The organism is Pseudonocardia benzenivorans CB1190 (assembly GCF_000196675.2).
Taxonomy (GTDB): Bacteria; Actinomycetota; Actinomycetes; order Mycobacteriales; family Pseudonocardiaceae; genus Pseudonocardia; species Pseudonocardia benzenivorans.
The window spans coordinates 1,915,603-1,933,431 of sequence record NC_015312.1 but is presented as its reverse complement, the minus strand read 5'-3'; the positions used below and the strand labels follow the sequence as shown (position 1 = coordinate 1,933,431).

The following is a 17,829-nucleotide window of genomic DNA, read 5'->3' as shown; positions in this document are numbered from 1 at the left end:
CCTGCGCAGAGAACTCTAGACCACGCCCCGAGCGCGCTCCAAACCGGCCCCCAGTCGACGCACCGACCGCTCACGGCCCAGCAGTTCCATGCTCTCGTAGAGCGGCGGCGAGACGGTCCGGCCCGACACGGCGACCCGGACGGGGCCGAAGGCCTTGCGCGGCTTGAGGCCCAGACCGTCGACCAGCGAGGCCTTCAGGGACTCCTCGATGGCGGCGGCGGACCAGTCATCGAGCGCGTTCAGGCCGGTCAGGGCCGCGTCGAGGACGGGGACGGCGTCGGCGCCGAGGTTCTTGGCCGCGGCGTCGTCGTCGACGGCGAAGCCGTCCTCGTCGACGAACAGGAAGCGCAGCATGCGCGCGGCGTCGGTCAGCACGACACTGCGCTCCTGCACCAGCGGGACCGCGGCGGCCAGCAACGCGGCCTGTGCGTCGGTCGGCGTGCCACTGATCACACCCTCGGCCTCGAGGTAGGGAACGACGCGGCGCGCGAACTCGTCGGCGGGCAGCAGTCGCATGTGTGCGGAATTGATGGCCTCGGCCTTCTTGAGGTCGAAGCGGGCCGCATTCGAGGAGACGCGCGACACGTCGAAGGCTGCGACCATCTCGTCGAGGGAGAAGACGTCGCGGTCGTCGGCGATCGACCATCCCAGCAATGCGAGGTAGTTCAGCAGTCCCTCGGGCAGGAATCCGCGGTCGCGGTAGTGGAAGAGGTTCGACTCGGGGTCGCGCTTGGAGAGCTTGCGCGCACCTTCACCGGTGACGAGCGGCAGGTGCGCGTAGGTCGGCGCGCCGTTGCCGATGCCGACGCGCTGGAAGGCCTCGTACAGCGCGATCTGCCGCGGTGTCGAGGAGAGCAGGTCCTCGCCGCGCAGGACGTGCGTGATGCCCATGAGCGCGTCGTCGAGCGGGTTGGTCAGCGGGTAGAGCGGGCTGCCGTCGCCACGCGCGAGGACGAAGTCCGGGACGGTCCCGGCCTTGAACGTCACCTCGCCGCGGATGAGGTCGGTGAACGTGATGTCGCGGTCGGGCATGCGCAGCCGCCAGACGGGCTTGCGACCCTCGGCGCGGAAGGCCTGCTTCTGCTCCTCGGTCAGCGAGCGGTCGGCGTTGTCGTAGCCGAGCTTCGGGTCCCGACCGGCCGCGCGGTGCCGGGCCTCGATCTCCTCCGCCGACGAGTACGACTCGTAGACCTCGCCCGCCTGCGTGAGCCGGCCGAGGGCGTCGCGGTAGAGGTCGTGGCGCTCGCTCTGCCGGTAGGGGCCGTGCGGCCCGCCGACCTCGGGACCCTCGTCCCAGTCCAGGCCCAGCCAGCGCAGGGCGTCGAGCAGCGCGTTGTACGACTCGACGCTGTCGCGCGCGGCGTCGGTGTCCTCGATCCGGAAGACGAACGTGCCGCCGTGGTGGCGGGCGTGCGCCCAGTTGAACAGCGCGGTGCGGATGAGGCCGACGTGCGGCGTGCCGGTGGGCGACGGGCAGAACCGCACCCGGACCTGGGAGGGAGTGCTCACGACCCCATCGTCTCGCGTGCCCGATCGGCGCCTTCCGGTGGCCCCCGAGCGGATGGAGAGCTATATTCAACGTATGAGGAAAAACGAGCGCGCGACCGTCGCCGTCGTCGGGGGCGGGCCCGCCGGGATGGTCCTCGGGCTGCTGCTCGCCCGCGCCGGGATCGAGGTCACCGTGCTGGAGAAGCACGCCGACTTCCTGCGGGACTTCCGGGGCGACACGGTGCACGCCTCCACGCTGACCCTGCTCGACGAGCTGGGGCTGGGCGAGCGGTTCGCCGCCCTTCCGCAGCGGCGGCTCGAGGCCGTCTCCGCCGAGCTCGACGGTGGGACCGTCCGGCTCGCCGACATGCACCGGCTGCCGGGCGACCACCAGCACGTCGCGCTCGTCCCCCAGTGGGACCTCCTCGAACTGCTCGCCGGCGCCGCGGCCGAGGAGCCCTCGTTCACCCTCGTCCGGCAGGCCGACGTCACCGGCCTGGTCCGGGAGGCCGGACGGGTCGCGGGCGTCCGCTGGACCGACCGCACCACCGGCGAGGAGCACGTGCTGCGCGCGGCGCTCACCGTGGCCTGCGATGGCCGGCGCTCCGCGGTGCGCGCCGCGGCCGGGCTGCGGCCCCGCGGGTTCGGCGTCCCGATGGACGTGTGGTGGTTCCGCCTCCCCCGCCACGCCGAGGACGTCGCCGGCGGCGTCGGCCGCTTCACCCGCGGCCACTTCTGCGTGCTGATCGACCGCGGCGACTACTGGCAGTGCGCCTACCTGATCCGCAAGGGCAGCGACGCCGAGCTGCGCGCCGCGGGGATCGGCGAGCTGCGGCGGCGGCTGGCGGGGCTGGTCCCGTGGTTGGCCGACCGCGTCGACACCCTTGCGTCCTGGGACGACGTCAAGCTGCTCGACGTGCGGCTCGACCGGTTGCGCCGCTGGTACGCCGACGGCCTGCTGCTGGTCGGCGACGCGGCGCACGCGATGTCGCCCGTCGGCGGCGTCGGGATCAACCTGGCCGTCGCCGACGCGGTGGCGGCCGCCCGGCTGCTCGCTCCCGAGCTGCGCCGCAACGGCCGTGCGACGACCCGCGCGCTGCGCCGGGTCCAGCTGCGTCGCTGGTGGCCGACGGCCCTGGTGCAGGGCGCGCAACGGGTCGCGCACCGGGTGGTCATCGGCACGGCGCTCGACACCGGTCGCGGCGCGACACCGCCGGTCGCGGCAACGTTGCCGCTGCCGGTCCGGATCCTGCAGCGGTTCCCGGTGCTGCAGGGCATCCCGGCGCGGCTGGTCGCGATCGGCCCGCTGCCCGAGCACGCGCCGGTGTGGGCACGCCGTCCGGTCGCCACCGCCGGACGTGAGGCCCCCGCACGCACCTGATCGCGATGTTCGTGCCGTTCGTCCGTCGAGGGGGCCGGCTGCGGGAGGGCGCGCCCGGCGTCGGGTCGGCATGATGTCGACGAGGCCGTCGACACCGGAGTCGCGGCCACGGATCGGAGGAACCGTGTCCTACCAGCTCACCGTGCTCTACCACCACCCCGCGGACGCCGCGGCGTTCGACAAGCACTACGACGAGGTGCACACCCCCATCGCGGGCAAGCTCCCCGACCTGCGGAGCTTCTCCGTCAGCAGGCCGCAGCCCGGCCCCGACGGCGCGCAGCCCGCCTACCACCTGGTCGCGGTGCTGACGTGGGACTCGGCCGAGGCGATGGGTGCGTCCATGTCGAGCGACGCGGGCAAGGCCGCCGTCGCCGACCTGGGCAACTTCGCGGGCGCCGGCGTGACCATGCTGACCGGCCCCAGCGACGCGGTGGTCTGACCGCCACTCCCGACGGCGCGACGACGGCGGCGCCACCCCGGACCGGGGGACGCCGCCGTCGTGCGGGGACGGGTCAGGCGGGCGCGGAGGCCTGGCGGCTGACGAGCGCGGCCAGCCGGTCGCCGATGGAACGGGTGTGGCTGTTGGCGCCGTGGTCGCGCGTCGCGAGGTCGAACGCCACGGCGGCCTCGATCCGACGCGCGGCGTCGGACCGGCCGAGGTGGTCGAGCAGGAGCGCGACCGACAGGACGGCGGCCGTCGGGTCGGCGATGCCCTGTCCGGCGATGTCGGGGGCGCTGCCGTGCACCGGCTCGAACATGCTGGGGTTGCGTCCCGACGCGTCGATGTTGCCGCTGGCGGCCAGCCCGATGCCGCCGGTCACCGCGGCCGCGAGGTCGGTGAGGATGTCGCCGAACAGGTTGTCGGTGACGATCACGTCGTAGCGCGACGGGTCCGTGACGAGGTGGATCGTCGTCGAGTCGACGTGCTGGTAGGCGACCGTGACGTCCGGGTGCTCGAGCGAGACCTCCTCGACGATCCGGGACCACAGCGCGCCGGCGAACGCGAGCACGTTGGTCTTGTGCACGAGCGTGAGGTGCTTGCGCGGCCGGCGCTCGGCACGGGCGAAGGCATCGCGGACCACGCGCTCGATGCCGAAGGCGGTGTTGGTGCTCACCTCCGTCGCGACCTCCTGCGGGGTGTCCTTGCGCAGCAGGCCGCCGGTGCCGACGTACGGGCCCTCGGTGCCCTCGCGGACGACGACGAGGTCGATCTCGGGGTTGCCCGCCAGCGGTCCGCGCACGCCCGGGTAGAGGCGCGCGGGCCGCAGGTTGACGTGGTGGTCGAGCTCGAAGCGCAGCCGCAGCAGCAGGCCGCGCTCGAGGATGCCGCTCGGGACGGACGGGTCGCCGACCGCGCCCAGCAGGATCGCGTCGTGACCCCGCAGCTCCGTCAGCACCGACTCCGGGAGGAGCTCGCCGGTGGAGTGCCAGCGGGCGGCGCCGAGGTCGTAGTTGGTGGTCTCGGCGCCGGGCGCTACCTCGTTCAGGACCTTGAGCGCCTCGTCGATGACCTCCGGGCCGATGCCGTCGCCGGGAATGACCGCTAGGCGCATGTCCAGATACCTCTCTGTTTGGGGAGTCGCAGCACGCTACCCGCTGCGACACCGCCGATCGGTCGCCGTCCACTCTTCCGAGGTCACCCGTACCGGTGGAACAGGTGCCCGCGGGACGGCCCGACGGTGCCGCCGGGAGCGCGACACGCCCCCGAGCGGGTCTGATTGTCCGCCCGAGGTTCGCGCCGGCGGCAGCCGGGGTACACCGGCTGCCGCCGGTCGGGGCCGGGTGCGGACCGTCAGGGACCCGCAAAACCCGGGCCCGTGTCAGTCGAGCGAGATGAGCCGGACGGTCTTCGCGCCGACCGAGGCACCGATGGGCTCGAGCACGGCCGGGTCGATCGGGCGGTCGACGCGCAGCAGCATGATCGCGTCGCGGCCGTCGGTGGTCTGGCTGATCTGCGCGGCCTCGATGTTGACGGCGGCCTCGCCCAGCAGCGACCCGACGCGGCCCATCACCCCGGGGCGGTCGGCGTACTCGAGCAGCAGGATGTCGCCCTCGGCCCGCAGGTCGAAGTGCCGGCCGTTGATCTCGACGAGCTTCTCGACCTGCGCACGGCCGGTCAGCGTGCCCGAGACGGTGATCGCCTCGCCGTCGGCCATCGCGGCGCGCAGCTGCACGACGCTGCGGTGGTTGGCGCTCTCGGGGGCCGTGGTCAGCTCGACCGCGACGCCGCGCTCCGCGGCCAGCGCCGGCACGTTGACGAACGTGACCTGGTCCTCGACGACGTGGGTGAACACCCCGCGCAGGGCCGCGAGCGGCAGGACCGAGACGTCCTCGGAGGAGAGCTCGCCCGCGACGTCGACGGTGATCGAGCTGGGCACGCGCCCGGCCAGGGCGTGCAGCACCGTGCCCATCTTCTGCACGAGCGGCAGGTACGGCCGGACCTCCTCGCCGACCGCGCCGTCGATCTGCACGTTGACCGCGTCGGGCACGAACTCGCCCGCGAGCGCCAGCTGGACCGACCTGGCGACGTCGGTGCCCGCGCGGTCCTGCGCCTCGTCGGTGGACGCGCCCAGGTGCGGGGTGACGACGACGTTCTCCAGCTCGAAGAGCGGGCTGGAGGTCGTCGGCTCGGTGACGTAGACGTCGATGCCCGCGCCGCCGACGTGCCCGGAACGGACGGCCTCGGCGAGGGCGGCCTCGTCGACCAGCCCGCCGCGGGCGGCGTTGACGATGATCACGCCCTTCTTGGTGATCGCGAGCTGGTCCTTGCCGATCAGCCCGAGGGTCTCGGGGGTCTTCGGCAGGTGGATCGAGATGACGTCGGCACGGCGCAGCACGTCCTCGAGCGAGGCCAGCTCGATGCCGAGCTGGGCGGCACGGGCCGGGGCGACGTAGGGGTCGTACGCGATCAGCGTGACGCCGAACGCGGCGAGCCGCTGCGCGACGAGCTGACCGATCTTGCCCAGGCCGACGATGCCCACGGTCTTGCCGTTGAGCTCGACGCCGGTGTAGGCGCTGCGCTTCCACTGCCCCTGGCGCAGCGCGGCGTCGGCGGGGGCGACGTGGCGGGCCGCGGCCAGCAGCAGCGCGATGGCGTGCTCGGCGGCGGAGACGATGTTCGACGTCGGCGCGTTGACGACCATGACGCCGCGCGCCGTGGCGGCGGGGACGTCGACGTTGTCGAGGCCGACACCGGCGCGCGCGACGACCTTGAGGCGGGTCGAGGCGGCGAGGACCTCGGCGTCGACCTTGGTGGCCGAGCGGACGAGGAGTGCGTCGGCGTCGGCGACCGCGGCGAGGAGCGCCGGCCGGTCGGTTCCGTCGACGTGGCGGATCTCGACGTCGTCGCCGAGCAGCTCCACCGCGGACGGCGCGAGCTTCTCGGCGAGGAGGACGACAGGACGGGCGGCGGCGGTGCTCACGGCGGTTGCAGGGCTCCCGGGTCGGTCGGTAGGGACCCCCCGATCCTAGGGCCGCCCGCCGACGGCCCTGCAGCCAGCGTGAGCGGCGCAATAGCGCAACCTGCACGAATGGTCGGTGTCCGCGCCGGGACGGGCCGGCCCCGTGTCCGGTTCGCCGCAGTCGGATCCGGGCGAGCGGCCGGTTTCGGCAGCCGAACGGCCGTGGCGGACAGGGGCCTGATGTGACCAGGATGACGCGCATGACCCGCACCGAGGCGAACCGGCCCGCGGCGAACCGCAGCGCGGCGCCCCGCACCGAGGGCCTGTCCCTGCACGCCTTCACCGACCTCGACGACGACGCACCCGAGATCGGCCCGTTCGTCAGCGCGCTGGAGGCGTTCGACCGGCTGCCGCTGCTCGGCGAGCTGAAGAAGCTGGCGATCCAGCGCACGCGCACCGGCCCCGGCGCGACGGTGCTCGACGTCGGCTGCGGGTTCGGGCTGGAGAGCCTGCGGCTGGCGCGGGCCGTCACACCGGGCGGGTCGGTCACCGGCGTCGACGCGAGCGCCCGCTTCGTCGCCGAGGCGCAGCGCCGCGCGGCCGCGGAGGGGCTGACGGTCACGTTCGTCGAGGGGGACGCGGCGGACCTGCCGTTCCCCGACGACGCCTTCGACGTCACCCGCGCCGAGCGCGTGCTGGTCTACCTGCCCGACCCCGACGCCGCCCTCGCCGAGATGGTCCGGGTGACCCGTCCGGGCGGGCGGATCGCGGTGATCACGCCGGACTTCGACACGAACACGATCGGCGTCGGCGACCGGGCGACGACCCGCGCGATCCTGGCCCACGAGGCGGACACGGCCGTCGTACACCCCTGGCTGCCGCGCACGCTCGGACCCGCGCTGCGCGCCGCGGGGGCGCACGACGTCGAGGTCGCGAGCCGGATGGTCGTGTTGTCCCCCGACCTCGCGGCGAGCTACTTCGCGACCGTCGGACGCTCGGCGGCCGCGGCCGGCGCGGTCTCGGAGGAGGACGCGCAGGTCTGGGTCGCCGAGATCGCGCAACGCCACCGCGAGGGCACGCTGTTCGCCGCGATCGGCTACTACCTGTTCACGGCGACGGTCTGACCCGACCCGTCAGGCCGGGACGGCGGTCCGACCCGCGAGCAGCTCGAACGAGCGGTACCACGCCGCCCGGTCGACGGCCGGGCTCGTGACGATCAGCTCGTCGATCCCGACCCGGGCGGCGAACTCCGTGAGGTACTGCTCGACGACGTCGGGCGTACCGGCGGCGGTGTAGCGCATCATGTTCAGCACCTGGCGACCCGCGGGCAGGTCGAGCGCGGCGACGGCCTCGGCGTCGGTCAGCTCGTGGCCACCCCGGCTCAGCAGCCGTTTGACCCGGTCGATCCGGGCGAGCCGCAGCAGCTCGTCGGCGTCCGCGGCGGAGTCGGCGACCAGCACGTTGACCCCCGCCATCACCAGCGGCGCCGCGAGCTGGGCCGACGGCCGGAACTCGGTCCGGTACATCTCGACGGCCTGCTCGAGCGCCTCCGGCGCGAAGTGGGACGCGAACGCGTAGGGCAGCCCGAGGATCGCGGCCACCTGCGCGCCGTAGAGCGAGGAACCGAGCACGTAGAGCGGGACGGCGGTGCCCTTGCCGGGGAACGCCTCGACCCCCGGCACGAGCGACTGCTCGCCGAGGAACGCCTGCAGCTCCTGGACGTCCTGCGGGAAGGTCTCCGACGCCCGCGGGTCGCGGCGCAGCGCCCGGAACGTGGCCTGGTCGGTGCCCGGGGCGCGGCCGAGACCCAGCTCGATGCGGCCGGGGTAGAGCTCGGCGAGCGTGCCGAACTGCTCGGCGACCTGCAGCGGCGAGTGGTTGGGCAGCATGATGCCGCCCGCGCCGAGGGTGATCCGCTCGGTGTTCGCCGCGACGTGCCCGATCAGCACGCTCGTCGCCGACGACGCGATCGCGCGCATGTTGTGGTGCTCGGCGTACCAGATGCGCCGGTAGCCCCAGCGCTCCGCCCGGCGCGCCAGCTCGACGCTCGCGGCGAGCCCCTCGGCGACCGACTCACCCGGGGGGACGAGGGCGAGGTCGAGGATCGACAGCGGGGGCAGGGACACGGCAGGCACCTCTCGACGGGGAACGCTCATCCCGCCCAACGCCGTGCGCGCCGCGTCTCTTCCCCGGAACGCACGAACGGCCCTCTCCCGCGACTGCGGGGAAGGGCCGTTCGAGCAGCGGGAGAAGGCCTTACTTGGCCTTCTCGCCCACCCAGCTCATGAGGCCGCGGAGCTTCTCGCCGACCTGCTCGATCGGGTGCTCGGCGCCCTGCTTCTGCAGACGGGTGAAGTTGGGCCGGCCGGCCTCGTCCTCGGCGACCCACTCGGAGGCGAAGCGCCCGTCCTGGATCTCGGCGAGGATCTTCTTCATCTCCTCCTTGGTCGCCGCGTTGACCACGCGCGGGCCGCGGGTGAGGTCGCCGTACTCGGCGGTGTCGGAGATCGAGAAGCGCTCGTTGGCGATGCCGCCCTCGTACATGAGGTCGACGATCAGCTTGAGCTCGTGCAGGCACTCGAAGTAGGCGATCTCCGGGGCGTAGCCCGCCTCGGTGAGCACCTCGAAACCGGTCTGGACCAGCGCCGCGGCACCACCGCAGAGGACGGCCTGCTCGCCGAACAGGTCGGTCTCGGTCTCCTCCTTGAACGTGGTCTCGATGACGCCCGCGCGGGCGCCGCCGATCCCGGCCGCGTACGAGAGGGCGAGCGCCTTAGCGTTGCCGGAGGCGTCCTGCTCGACGGCGATCAGGGCGGGCACGCCCTTGCCGTCGACGAACTGGCGACGGACCAGGTGGCCGGGCCCCTTCGGGGCGACCATGGCGACGTCGACGTCGGCAGGCGGCTTGATCAGGTCGTAGCGGATGTTGAAGCCGTGCCCGAAGAAGATCGCGTCGCCGCTCTTGAGGTTCGGCGCGATGTCCTCGGCGTAGATGAAGCGCTGCTTGGTGTCCGGGGCCAGGATCATGATCAGGTCGGCCCACGCCGACGCCTCGGCCGGGGTGAGCACCTCCAGACCCTCGTCCGCGGCCTTCTGCCGGCTCTTCGACCCCTCGGGCAGGCCGATCTTCACCTCGACGCCGGAGTCGCGCAGCGACAGCGCGTGCGCGTGCCCCTGCGAGCCGTAGCCGATCACGGCGACCTTGCGGCCCTGGATGATCGACAGGTCGGCGTCGTCGTCGTAGTAGATGTTCACGCTCATGACGGGTGGTACGTCCTCTCCCAGGGGGTGTTCGGGGGCAAGTCTCTAACGCATCGCCGCGGCGGTGATGGACCGGGGCCCCCGACCCACCGCGACCATCCCGGACTTGACCATCTCGCGGATGCCGTAGGGCTCCAGGATCCGCAGCAGCGCCCCGAGCTTGTCGACGGTGCCGGTGGCCTCGATCGTCAGCGCCTCGGGCGCGACGTCGACGACCTTGGCTCGGAACAGCTCGGCGGCCTCGAGCACCTGGCTGCGGATCGCGGCGTCGGCACGCACCTTGACCAGGAGCAGCTCCCGCTGCACCGACGCCGCCGGGTCGAGCTCGACGATCTTGATGACGTTGACCAGCTTGTTGAGCTGCTTGGTCACCTGCTCCAGCGGCAGGTCCTCGACGGCGACGACGATCGTCATCCGCGAGACGCCCTCCTGCTCGGTCGGGCCGACCGCCAGGGAGATGATGTTGAAGCCGCGCCGGGAGAACAGGCCCGAGACGCGGGCGAGGACACCGGGCTTGTCCTCGACGAGGACCGACAGCGTGTGGGTCTGCATCACTTCGCGTCCTCGTCGTTCCCGTGCGCGCCGTGCTCCAGCGCGCGTTCCACCACGGCGTCGATCTCGACGACGTCCGCGGCCAGCTCGTCGCCCTCGAAGAGCGGCCGGATGCCGCGGGCGGCCATGACCTCGTTGTTCGACGTGCCGGCCGCGACCATCGGCCAGACCTGCGCGTCGGCGCCGACGGTGAAGTCGATCACGACGGGCCGGTCGTCGATCTCCATGGCCTGCTTGATGACGCGGTCGACCTCGTCCTTGGACTCGGCACGCAGCCCGACGCAGCCCATCGCCTCGGCGAGCAGCTTGAAGTCGGGGATGCGGTGCTTGTGGGTGCCGAGGTCGGTGTTGGAGTACCGCTCCGAGTAGAAGAGGTTCTGCCACTGCCGGACCATGCCCAGGTTGCCGTTGTTGATCACAGCGACCTTGATCGGGATGCCCTCGATCGCGCAGGTGGCGAGCTCCTGGTTGGTCATCTGGAAGCAGCCGTCACCGTCGATGCACCAGACGACGTCGTCGGGGCGGGCCATCTTGGCGCCCATGGCCGCGGGCACCGCGAAGCCCATCGTCCCGAGGCCGCCCGAGTTCAGCCACGAGCGCGGCTTCTCGTACTTGATGAACTGCGCGGCCCACATCTGGTGCTGGCCGACGCCCGCCGCGTACACGGCGTCGGGGCCGGCGATCGCGCCGATCCGCTCGATGACGTACTGCGGCGACAGCGAGCCGTCGTCGGGCCAGTCGTACCCCAGCGGGAACGTCGTGCGCAGGTCGTCGAGCCGGGTCCACCAGGCACCGAGGTCGACGACGTCGACCTCGCGCTCGGCGCGGACGGCCTCGATCAGCTCGACGATGACCTCCTTGCAGTCGCCGACGATCGGCACATCGGCGCGGCGGTTCTTGGAGATCTCGGCCGGGTCGATGTCGGCGTGCACCACCGCGGCGTGCGGCGCGAACGTCTCCAGCTGGCCGGTGACGCGGTCGTCGAAACGCGAGCCGAGCGCGACCAGCAGGTCGGCCTCCTGCAGGGCCGCGACGGCCGCGACCGTGCCGTGCATGCCGGGCATCCCCACGTGCTGCGGATGGCTGTCGGGGAACGCCCCGCGGGCCATCAGCGTCGTCACGACCGGGATGTTCGTCAGCTCGGCCAGCTCCAGGAGCTCCTCGGAGGCGTCGGCCTTGAGCACGCCGCCGCCGACGTAGAGCACCGGCCGCTCGGCGGCGGCCATGAGCTTGGCCGCCTCGCGGATCTGCTTGCCGTGCGGCCGGGTCGTCGGCCGGTAGCCGGGCAGGCGCAGCTCCGGGGGCCACGAGAACGTCGTCTGCTCCTGCAGGACGTCCTTGGGGATGTCCACCAGCACCGGGCCGGGTCGGCCCGTCGACGCGAGGTGGAAGGCCTCGGCGATCGCGCGCGGGATCTCCGTCGCGTCGGTCACCAGCATGTTGTGTTTGGTCACCGGCATGGTGATGCCGGTGATGTCGGCCTCCTGGAAGGCATCCGTGCCGATCAGCGGACGGGTCTGCTGACCGGTGATGGCCACGACCGGGATCGAGTCCATGTAGGCGTCGGCGATCGGGGTGACGAGGTTGGTCGCGCCGGGACCCGACGTGGCCATGCAGACCCCGACCTTGCCGGTGGCCTGCGCGTACCCGGTCGCCGCGTGGCCGCCGCCCTGCTCGTGGCGGACCAGGACGTGCCGCACCCGGGTCGAGTCGAGCAGCGGGTCGTAGGCGGGCAGGATCGTGCCGCCCGGGATGCCGAAGACGACCTCGCAGCCGATCTCCTCCAGCGAGCGCACGAGCGACTGCGCGCCCGTCATCGGCTCGGGGCCGATCTGCGGTCCGGGGACGACGTCGGGACGCGCCGACACGGCCTCGGGCCGGGCCGGGGAACCGGGCCGCCCGGGCGGCGGTGCCGGTTTCGGGCCGGCTGCGCCTGGGCGGGGGGTGGCGGTGGTCATCGGTCAGCCTCGCTGCGTCGTGGGCATGGAGTCAGGTCAGGGCATGAAAAAACCCTCGCCGCCGTAGGCGGAACGAGGGTGGCGCGTCGTCGTCCGAGTACTCGATCAGAACTCAGGCGAGAACGCGCCTGCGAATTACGAGAAGGTCGGTGACGAACATGCGTCCGACGCTAGCACGCATCGGTTCCGGATGGTCAACCGGCCGCCGCCATCACCCGGCGGGGTGCGACGATGTGCCGGTGAGCACCACCGAACAGCGTCCGGACCAGGAGACCCACCCCGTGAGCGGACCGGCCGCGCAGGACCCCGCACCGCCGCCGCGGGCCGTGTTCCGGCCCACCCGGCTGTCCTACCTGTTCGTCGTCGCGCTGGCGGTGGTCGCGGTCCCGTTCGCGTTCGGCGCCCCCTGGTTCTGGCTCTTCTACCTCGTGCCGCTCGCGATCGCGTGGTGGATCGCGCGGACACGCACCGTCGTCGACAGCGAGGCGGTGGCCGTCCGCCGGGCCTTCGGTGGCCGCCGCGTACCGTGGGCGGAGATCAGCTCGCTGCGTCTGCAACCCGCCACCCGGTCCCGGGGTGCCCGGGTCAGCGCCGTGCTGACCGGCGGCGGGGAGCTCCTGCTGCCCGCCGTGACCGTTCGCGACCTGTCCCAGCTCGCCGCCGCCAGCGGCGGCCGGCTGCCCGATCCGGCTGGAGAGTGAGCCCGATGCCGGCCCTGCGTTCCCGTGTCACCACCCATGGCCGCAACGCCGCCGGTGCGCGTTCCCTGTGGCGCGCCACCGGGATGACCGACGACGACTTCGGCAAGCCGATCGTCGCCATCGCCAACAGCTACACCCAGTTCGTGCCGGGCCACGTGCACCTCAAGGATCTCGGCGACCTCGTCGCCGAGGCGGTCCGCGAGGCCGGCGGCGTCCCCCGCGAGTTCCACACGATCGCCGTCGACGACGGCATCGCGATGGGCCACGGCGGCATGCTCTACTCGCTGCCCAGCCGCGAGGTCATCTCCGACGCCGTCGAGTACATGGTCAACGGCCACGCCGCCGACGCGCTCGTCTGCATCTCCAACTGCGACAAGATCACCCCGGGCATGCTCAACGCCGCGATGCGGCTGAACATCCCCACGGTGTTCGTCTCGGGCGGGCCGATGGAGGCCGGCAAGGCCGTGGTCGTGGTCGGCGTCGCGCAGGCGCCCACCGACCTCATCACCGCGATCTCCGCGTCGGCCTCCACCGAGGTCGACGACGACGGCCTCGACGTCGTCGAGCGCTCCGCGTGCCCGACGTGCGGGTCGTGCTCGGGCATGTTCACCGCCAACTCGATGAACTGCCTCACCGAGGCGCTGGGGCTCGCCCTGCCGGGCAACGGCTCCACCCTCGCCACCCACGCCGCCCGCCGTGAGCTGTTCCTGGAGGCCGGGCGGACCGTCGTGGAACTGGCGACGCGCTGGTACCGCGACGACGACGCGTCGGTCCTGCCCCGCAGCATCGCGACCCGCGACGCGTTCGAGAACGCCATGGCGCTCGACGTCGCGATGGGCGGTTCCACCAACACCGTGCTGCACATCCTCGCGGCGGCGCAGGAGGGCGAGATCGACTTCACCCTCGCCGACATCGACGCCATCTCCAGGCGGGTCCCCTGTCTCGCCAAGGTCTCGCCGAACTCCAGCTACCACATGGAGGACGTGCACCGGGCGGGCGGCATCCCGGCGATCCTGGGCGAGCTGCGCCGGGCCGGCCTGCTCCACGAGGACGTCCACACCGTGCACTCCCCGTCGCTGCAGGCCTGGCTCGACGAGTGGGACGTCCGCGGCGCGGCGCCGTCGGAGCGGGCCGTGGAGCTGTTCCACGCCGCGCCGGGCGGGGTCCGCACCACCGAGGCGTTCTCCACGCAGAACCGCTGGTCCTCGCTCGACACCGACGCCGCGGGCGGCTGCATCCGCGACCGCGAGCACGCCTACACCGCCGACGGCGGCCTGGCAGTGCTGCGCGGCAACCTCGCCGAGAAGGGCGCGGTCATCAAGACCGCCGGCATCCCCGAGGACATCTGGCGCTTCGAGGGCCCGGCGCGGGTCGTCGAGAGCCAGGAGGAGGCCGTCTCGGTCATCCTCACCAAGGAGATCCAGCCCGGCGACGTCCTCGTCGTCCGCTACGAGGGTCCCGCGGGCGGGCCGGGGATGCAGGAGATGCTGCACCCCACCGCGTTCCTCAAGGGCGCGGGCCTCGGCGCGAAGTGCGCTCTGATCACCGACGGCCGGTTCTCCGGCGGATCCAGCGGAATCTCGGTCGGGCACGTCTCCCCCGAGGCCGCCGCGGGCGGGACGATCGGGCTGGTCGAGAACGGCGACCGCATCCTGATCGACGTGCGCTCCCGCACCGTCGAACTGCTCGTCGACGACGAGGTGCTGGCCGCCCGCCGCGCGAAGATGGAGGCCTCCGAGCGGCCGTGGCAGCCCGCCGACCGGCAGCGTCCGGTCACACAGGCGCTGCGGGCCTATGCCGCCCTGGCCACCTCGGCCGACACGGGCGCCGTGCGTTCGGTGCGCTGAACCCCTGCTGTGAGTGGCGATGGTCGTCGGGGCGACCTGCTATGACGACCATTGCCACTCACGACCCCTGGCGATGAGTTCGGCGGTCCGGGTCGGTCCACCCGTCGACCCTCGGCGCTCCCAGGAGGCACCATGACGCGCACCCGCGTGCACAACCTGAACATCTCCCTCGACGGCTACGCCGCCGGCGGGACCGTCACCCTCGACGCCCCGATCGGCGGTGCGGAGGCCCTGTTCGGTGGGTTCGACGGGCGGTTCATCCACGGGATCGACGCCGTCGACGCCCCCGTCACGCTGGACCGGGCGCTGACCACGCTGTGGGGCCAGGGCATCGGTGCCGAGATCATGGGCCGCGCCAAGTTCGGCCCGCCCGCGGGCGACCGGCCCGACGGGTGGCGCGGCTGGTGGGGCGAGGAGCCCCCCTTCCGCACCCCCGTGTTCGTCATGACCCATGAATCGCTCCCGCCGATCGAGTTCGCGAACGGGACGAGCTTCCACTTCGTCGACGGCCCGCCGCACGAGGTGCTGCGCCTGGCCCGGGAGGCCGCGGGCGGTCTCGACGTCCGGCTCGGTGGCGGACCCTCGACCGTCCGTCAGTTCCTGCAGGCGGACCTCGTCGACTTCATGCACCTCGTGACGGTGCCGATCACCCTGGGTCGCGGGGTGTCGCTCTGGGACGGGGTCAGCGGGACCGAGGGGCGCTTCACCGTCGAGTCGGTCGCCTCCCCGAGCGGCCTCGTTCATCAGCTCTGGAACCGCAACGCTCCTGTCCCGGCCGGCTGACCCCGTCCGGCGGCGGTCGTGAGCGGCGATGGTCGCCATGGCGACCGTCGCCGGTCACAGGGCAGCCAGGCCCTGCTCCGCCATCGCCGCCAGTTCGAGGACGCGTTCGGTGCCGAGGTGGTCGGCGGCGAAGCCGAGGTAGGCGACGGCCATCGCCAGGTCGGACCAGGCGTCCTCGGCCGGGTCGCCCGTCGACACGTCGGTGCCCTGGGCGCGCAGGACCGCGAGGTCGAAACCGCGTGGCGCGACGCGGGCGTTGCCCCAGTCGACCAGCCACCCCCCGCCCGCCCCGTCGACGACGATGTTGCCGCGGTGCGGGTCGCCGTGGGTGAGCGTGCGCGGGACGGCGGCGGCCGCCCGGAGCGCGCGGGGATCGTCGGCCCAGGCGCGCAGCCTGTGGCCCACCGGAGCGACGGCACGCTCCACGGCCGGGGCGATCCGCTGCAGGCACAGCTCGCGCCACCACGCGGCGTCGGCGACCGGGACCGTCCGGGGCCGCCTGCCGCGCCAGTGCGCGTGCACCCGCTCGAGCATCGTCAGGACCGCGGCGGGGACGGGCGCGTCGTCGGCGAGCGGCAGGCCGTCGTGGAACGGGACGACCACCCAGCCGGTGCCCGCGGCGAGCAGGACGGGCTCGTCGAGCGTGGGGACGACGGCGACGGCCCGCAGGGCGGCCACCTCGCGCGCCGCCGCCACCTTCACGACGACGGACGTCCCGTCGGACAGATCGACCCGTTCCGCGCCCGCCGACGCGTACCCACCGGTCAGGGCCTGGCGCGACGTGACGGACACCTGGCCGCGGCGCCGCGCCAGCGCGGCGAGCCACACCTCGTCGGGCGGCGCCGTCACAGGGGACGTCACCGGCGCAGCGTCAGCATCACCACGAGGACGATCGCGACGGTCACGATCAGGCACACGACCGCATACGGCATCGGGCGACGCAGCCAGGTGCGGCCGTTGTCGAGCGCGATGCGGCCCGCCCCCGCGAACATCAGCGTGGCTGCCCCCGCCCCCAGCAGGATGTCGACCTCGATCGCGTCGGGAGCCTGCGCGGCGAAGAACTCGATCGCGGGGATCTTCACCAGCAGCGCCACGACCTTGATCGCCAGCAGACCCGCGGCGGCGAGCGGCGTGAACAACCCCAGCACGACGAACGCGCCCGCGGCCATCTCGACGATGCCCAACGCCCACGCGAGGCTGGTCTGCTGGGCGACGAAGCCGTACCCCGCGAGGTTCTCCGCGGTGCGGGTGATGCCCTGGCCACCCCACATCCCGAAGACCTTCTGCGCGCCGTGCGCGAAGAAGAGCCCGCCGACGGCCAGCCGCAGGATGAGCAGGCCGATGTCGGCCGCACCGTTCGAGGGCACCGGACGGCGCTCGGGCCGGGTCGTCGAGTTGGAGGGCTCGGAGCCGCCGAGGGTCCCGATGTCGAAGGACCGGGTCGGTTCACTCATGCGCGAGAACCTAGTCGGCCCAGGTCACCGCGGGGTCGACCCGCAGCGGCGTGTCAGTAACCGTTCTCGACGAGGTTCGGCGGCCGCTCGCCGCGGACGAACGCCGCGATCTGTTCGACGGCGACCCCGTAGGCCCGGCGCATGGCGCCCGGCACGCTCCCGCCGACGTGGGGGGTGAGCAGCAGCCCGGGTGCCGACCACAGCGGGTGACCCGCGGGCAGCGGCTCCGGGTCGGTGACGTCCACGGCGGCGCGCAGCCGGCCCGACGTCAGCTCCGCGACGAGGGCGTCGGTGTCGGCGACGGGTCCGCGCGCGGCGTTGACCAGCACCGCGCCGTCGGGCATTGCCGCCAGGAACCGGGCGTCGACGAGGCCGCGGGTGTCCTCGGTCAGCGGGACGATGACGACGCACGCGTCGTAGCGCGGCAGCAGGTCGTACACCTCGTCGATGCCGTGCACCCCGTCGCGGGCCCGGCGGCCGACGAGCGTCGTCGACACCCCGAAGGGCTCCAGCCGCCGCACGGTGTGCTCGGCCACGTCCCCCGCACCGACGATCAGGACGCGCTTGCCGTCGAGCTCGTCGGTGCGGTGGTAGTCCCAGCGGCCCTCGTCCTGCGCGCGCACGAAGACCGGGAGGTCCCGGTAGACCGCGAGCAGCGCGCCGACGATCCACTCCGCCGTGGCGCCACCGTGCGCGCCCTTGCAGTCCGAGAGCGCGACGCCGTCGGGCAGGTTGCCGACCCAGATCTCCGCGCCCGCGGTGAGCAGCTGGACCAGCCGCAGCTTGGGCATCTGCTCGGCGAGGCGCACGCCGCTGGCCGGCGACAGGAACGGCGGGACGAGGATCTCGGCGGTCGCGGCCTCGGGCGGCAGCGGCTCGTCGGGGTCGTAGTGGACCGGCCGCACGCCGGGCATCTGCTCCAGGGCCGCGCGGCCTTCCTCGTCACACACCAGCACGTCGATGTCGGGCACGAGCACACGCTAGTCCGTGGCCGCGCGGCGGT

16 protein-coding genes are annotated in these 17,829 nt (G+C 73.0%); 6 read left to right on the top strand and 10 right to left on the bottom strand.

Translation table 11 applies throughout. From position 1 onward, the window contains the following. Window positions 1-15 precede the first annotated feature (15 nt). Window positions 16-1,509 carry a glutamate--tRNA ligase gene (gene gltX / locus PSED_RS09295; protein ID WP_013673994.1) on the bottom strand — a complete coding sequence of 498 codons (1,494 nt, stop codon included), beginning with the start codon at window positions 1,507-1,509 and terminating at the stop codon, window positions 16-18. Between the two features lie 73 nt (window positions 1,510-1,582). Here gltX and PSED_RS09290 point away from each other — a divergent pair, with 73 nt between their 5' ends. Further along, on the top strand, window positions 1,583-2,869 hold the full coding sequence (locus PSED_RS09290) for an FAD-dependent oxidoreductase (RefSeq protein WP_049803349.1): 1,287 nt from the start codon (window positions 1,583-1,585) through the stop codon (window positions 2,867-2,869). A 124-nt stretch (window positions 2,870-2,993) separates the two neighbouring features. Beyond that, entirely contained in the window at window positions 2,994-3,308 is a 315-nt protein-coding gene (locus PSED_RS09285; protein ID WP_013673992.1) for an EthD family reductase, read from the top strand. A 73-nt stretch (window positions 3,309-3,381) separates the two neighbouring features. Here PSED_RS09285 and PSED_RS09280 read toward each other — a convergent pair whose 3' ends face one another. Beyond that, entirely contained in the window at window positions 3,382-4,422 is a 1,041-nt protein-coding gene (locus tag PSED_RS09280) for a 3-isopropylmalate dehydrogenase (RefSeq protein WP_013673991.1), read from the bottom strand. A 267-nt stretch (window positions 4,423-4,689) separates the two neighbouring features. Then, window positions 4,690-6,291 carry a phosphoglycerate dehydrogenase gene (serA, locus tag PSED_RS09275; RefSeq protein WP_013673990.1) on the bottom strand — a complete coding sequence of 534 codons (1,602 nt, stop codon included), beginning with the start codon at window positions 6,289-6,291 and terminating at the stop codon, window positions 4,690-4,692. Between the two features lie 239 nt (window positions 6,292-6,530). Here serA and PSED_RS09270 point away from each other — a divergent pair, with 239 nt between their 5' ends. Next, window positions 6,531-7,394 (top strand): methyltransferase domain-containing protein, encoded by an 864-nt coding sequence (locus tag PSED_RS09270; RefSeq protein ID WP_013673989.1) that lies wholly within the window; start codon window positions 6,531-6,533, stop codon window positions 7,392-7,394. Window positions 7,395-7,403: 9 nt separating this feature from the next. On the opposite strand, the gene PSED_RS09265 is transcribed toward PSED_RS09270, so the two are convergent. The 4 genes from PSED_RS09265 to PSED_RS09250 all read right to left on the bottom strand — a co-directional run bounded on the left by PSED_RS09265 (window position 7,404) and on the right by PSED_RS09250 (window position 12,041). Continuing rightward, a complete protein-coding gene (locus PSED_RS09265; protein ID WP_013673988.1) occupies window positions 7,404-8,396 on the bottom strand; it encodes an LLM class flavin-dependent oxidoreductase in 993 nt (330 codons plus the stop codon). Window positions 8,397-8,526: 130 nt separating this feature from the next. Continuing rightward, entirely contained in the window at window positions 8,527-9,531 is a 1,005-nt protein-coding gene (gene ilvC, locus PSED_RS09260; RefSeq protein WP_013673987.1) for a ketol-acid reductoisomerase, read from the bottom strand. 45 nt (window positions 9,532-9,576) lie between these two features. Further along, complete coding sequence (gene ilvN, locus PSED_RS09255; RefSeq protein WP_013673986.1) at window positions 9,577-10,083, bottom strand: acetolactate synthase small subunit; 507 nt, start codon at window positions 10,081-10,083, stop codon at window positions 9,577-9,579. Further along, window positions 10,083-12,041 (bottom strand): acetolactate synthase large subunit, encoded by a 1,959-nt coding sequence (locus PSED_RS09250; RefSeq protein ID WP_013673985.1) that lies wholly within the window; start codon window positions 12,039-12,041, stop codon window positions 10,083-10,085. Before PSED_RS09250 ends, ilvN begins: the two co-directional genes overlap by 1 nt. Window positions 12,042-12,280: 239 nt before the next feature. Here PSED_RS09250 and PSED_RS09245 point away from each other — a divergent pair, with 239 nt between their 5' ends. From PSED_RS09245 to PSED_RS09235, 3 genes are all read left to right on the top strand, one after another. Continuing rightward, window positions 12,281-12,742, top strand: a complete 462-nt coding sequence (locus tag PSED_RS09245) for a PH domain-containing protein (protein WP_049803347.1) — start codon at window positions 12,281-12,283, stop codon at window positions 12,740-12,742. A 5-nt stretch (window positions 12,743-12,747) separates the two neighbouring features. After that, a complete protein-coding gene (gene ilvD, locus PSED_RS09240; protein WP_013673983.1) occupies window positions 12,748-14,589 on the top strand; it encodes a dihydroxy-acid dehydratase in 1,842 nt (613 codons plus the stop codon). Between the two features lie 132 nt (window positions 14,590-14,721). After that, a complete protein-coding gene (locus tag PSED_RS09235; RefSeq protein WP_013673982.1) occupies window positions 14,722-15,372 on the top strand; it encodes a dihydrofolate reductase family protein in 651 nt (216 codons plus the stop codon). A 54-nt stretch (window positions 15,373-15,426) separates the two neighbouring features. On the opposite strand, the gene PSED_RS09230 is transcribed toward PSED_RS09235, so the two are convergent. The 3 genes from PSED_RS09230 to PSED_RS09220 are packed head-to-tail and all read right to left on the bottom strand — an operon-like array spanning window position 15,427 to window position 17,803. Next, on the bottom strand, window positions 15,427-16,233 hold the full coding sequence (locus PSED_RS09230; RefSeq protein ID WP_013673981.1) for a phosphotransferase: 807 nt from the start codon (window positions 16,231-16,233) through the stop codon (window positions 15,427-15,429). Next, window positions 16,230-16,826, bottom strand: coding sequence for a DoxX family protein (locus PSED_RS09225; RefSeq protein ID WP_013673980.1), 597 nt, complete (start codon window positions 16,824-16,826; stop codon window positions 16,230-16,232). Before PSED_RS09225 ends, PSED_RS09230 begins: the two co-directional genes overlap by 4 nt. Window positions 16,827-16,879: 53 nt before the next feature. Further along, window positions 16,880-17,803, bottom strand: coding sequence for a 2-hydroxyacid dehydrogenase (locus tag PSED_RS09220; RefSeq protein WP_013673979.1), 924 nt, complete (start codon window positions 17,801-17,803; stop codon window positions 16,880-16,882). Between the last annotated feature and the right edge of the window lie 26 nt (window positions 17,804-17,829).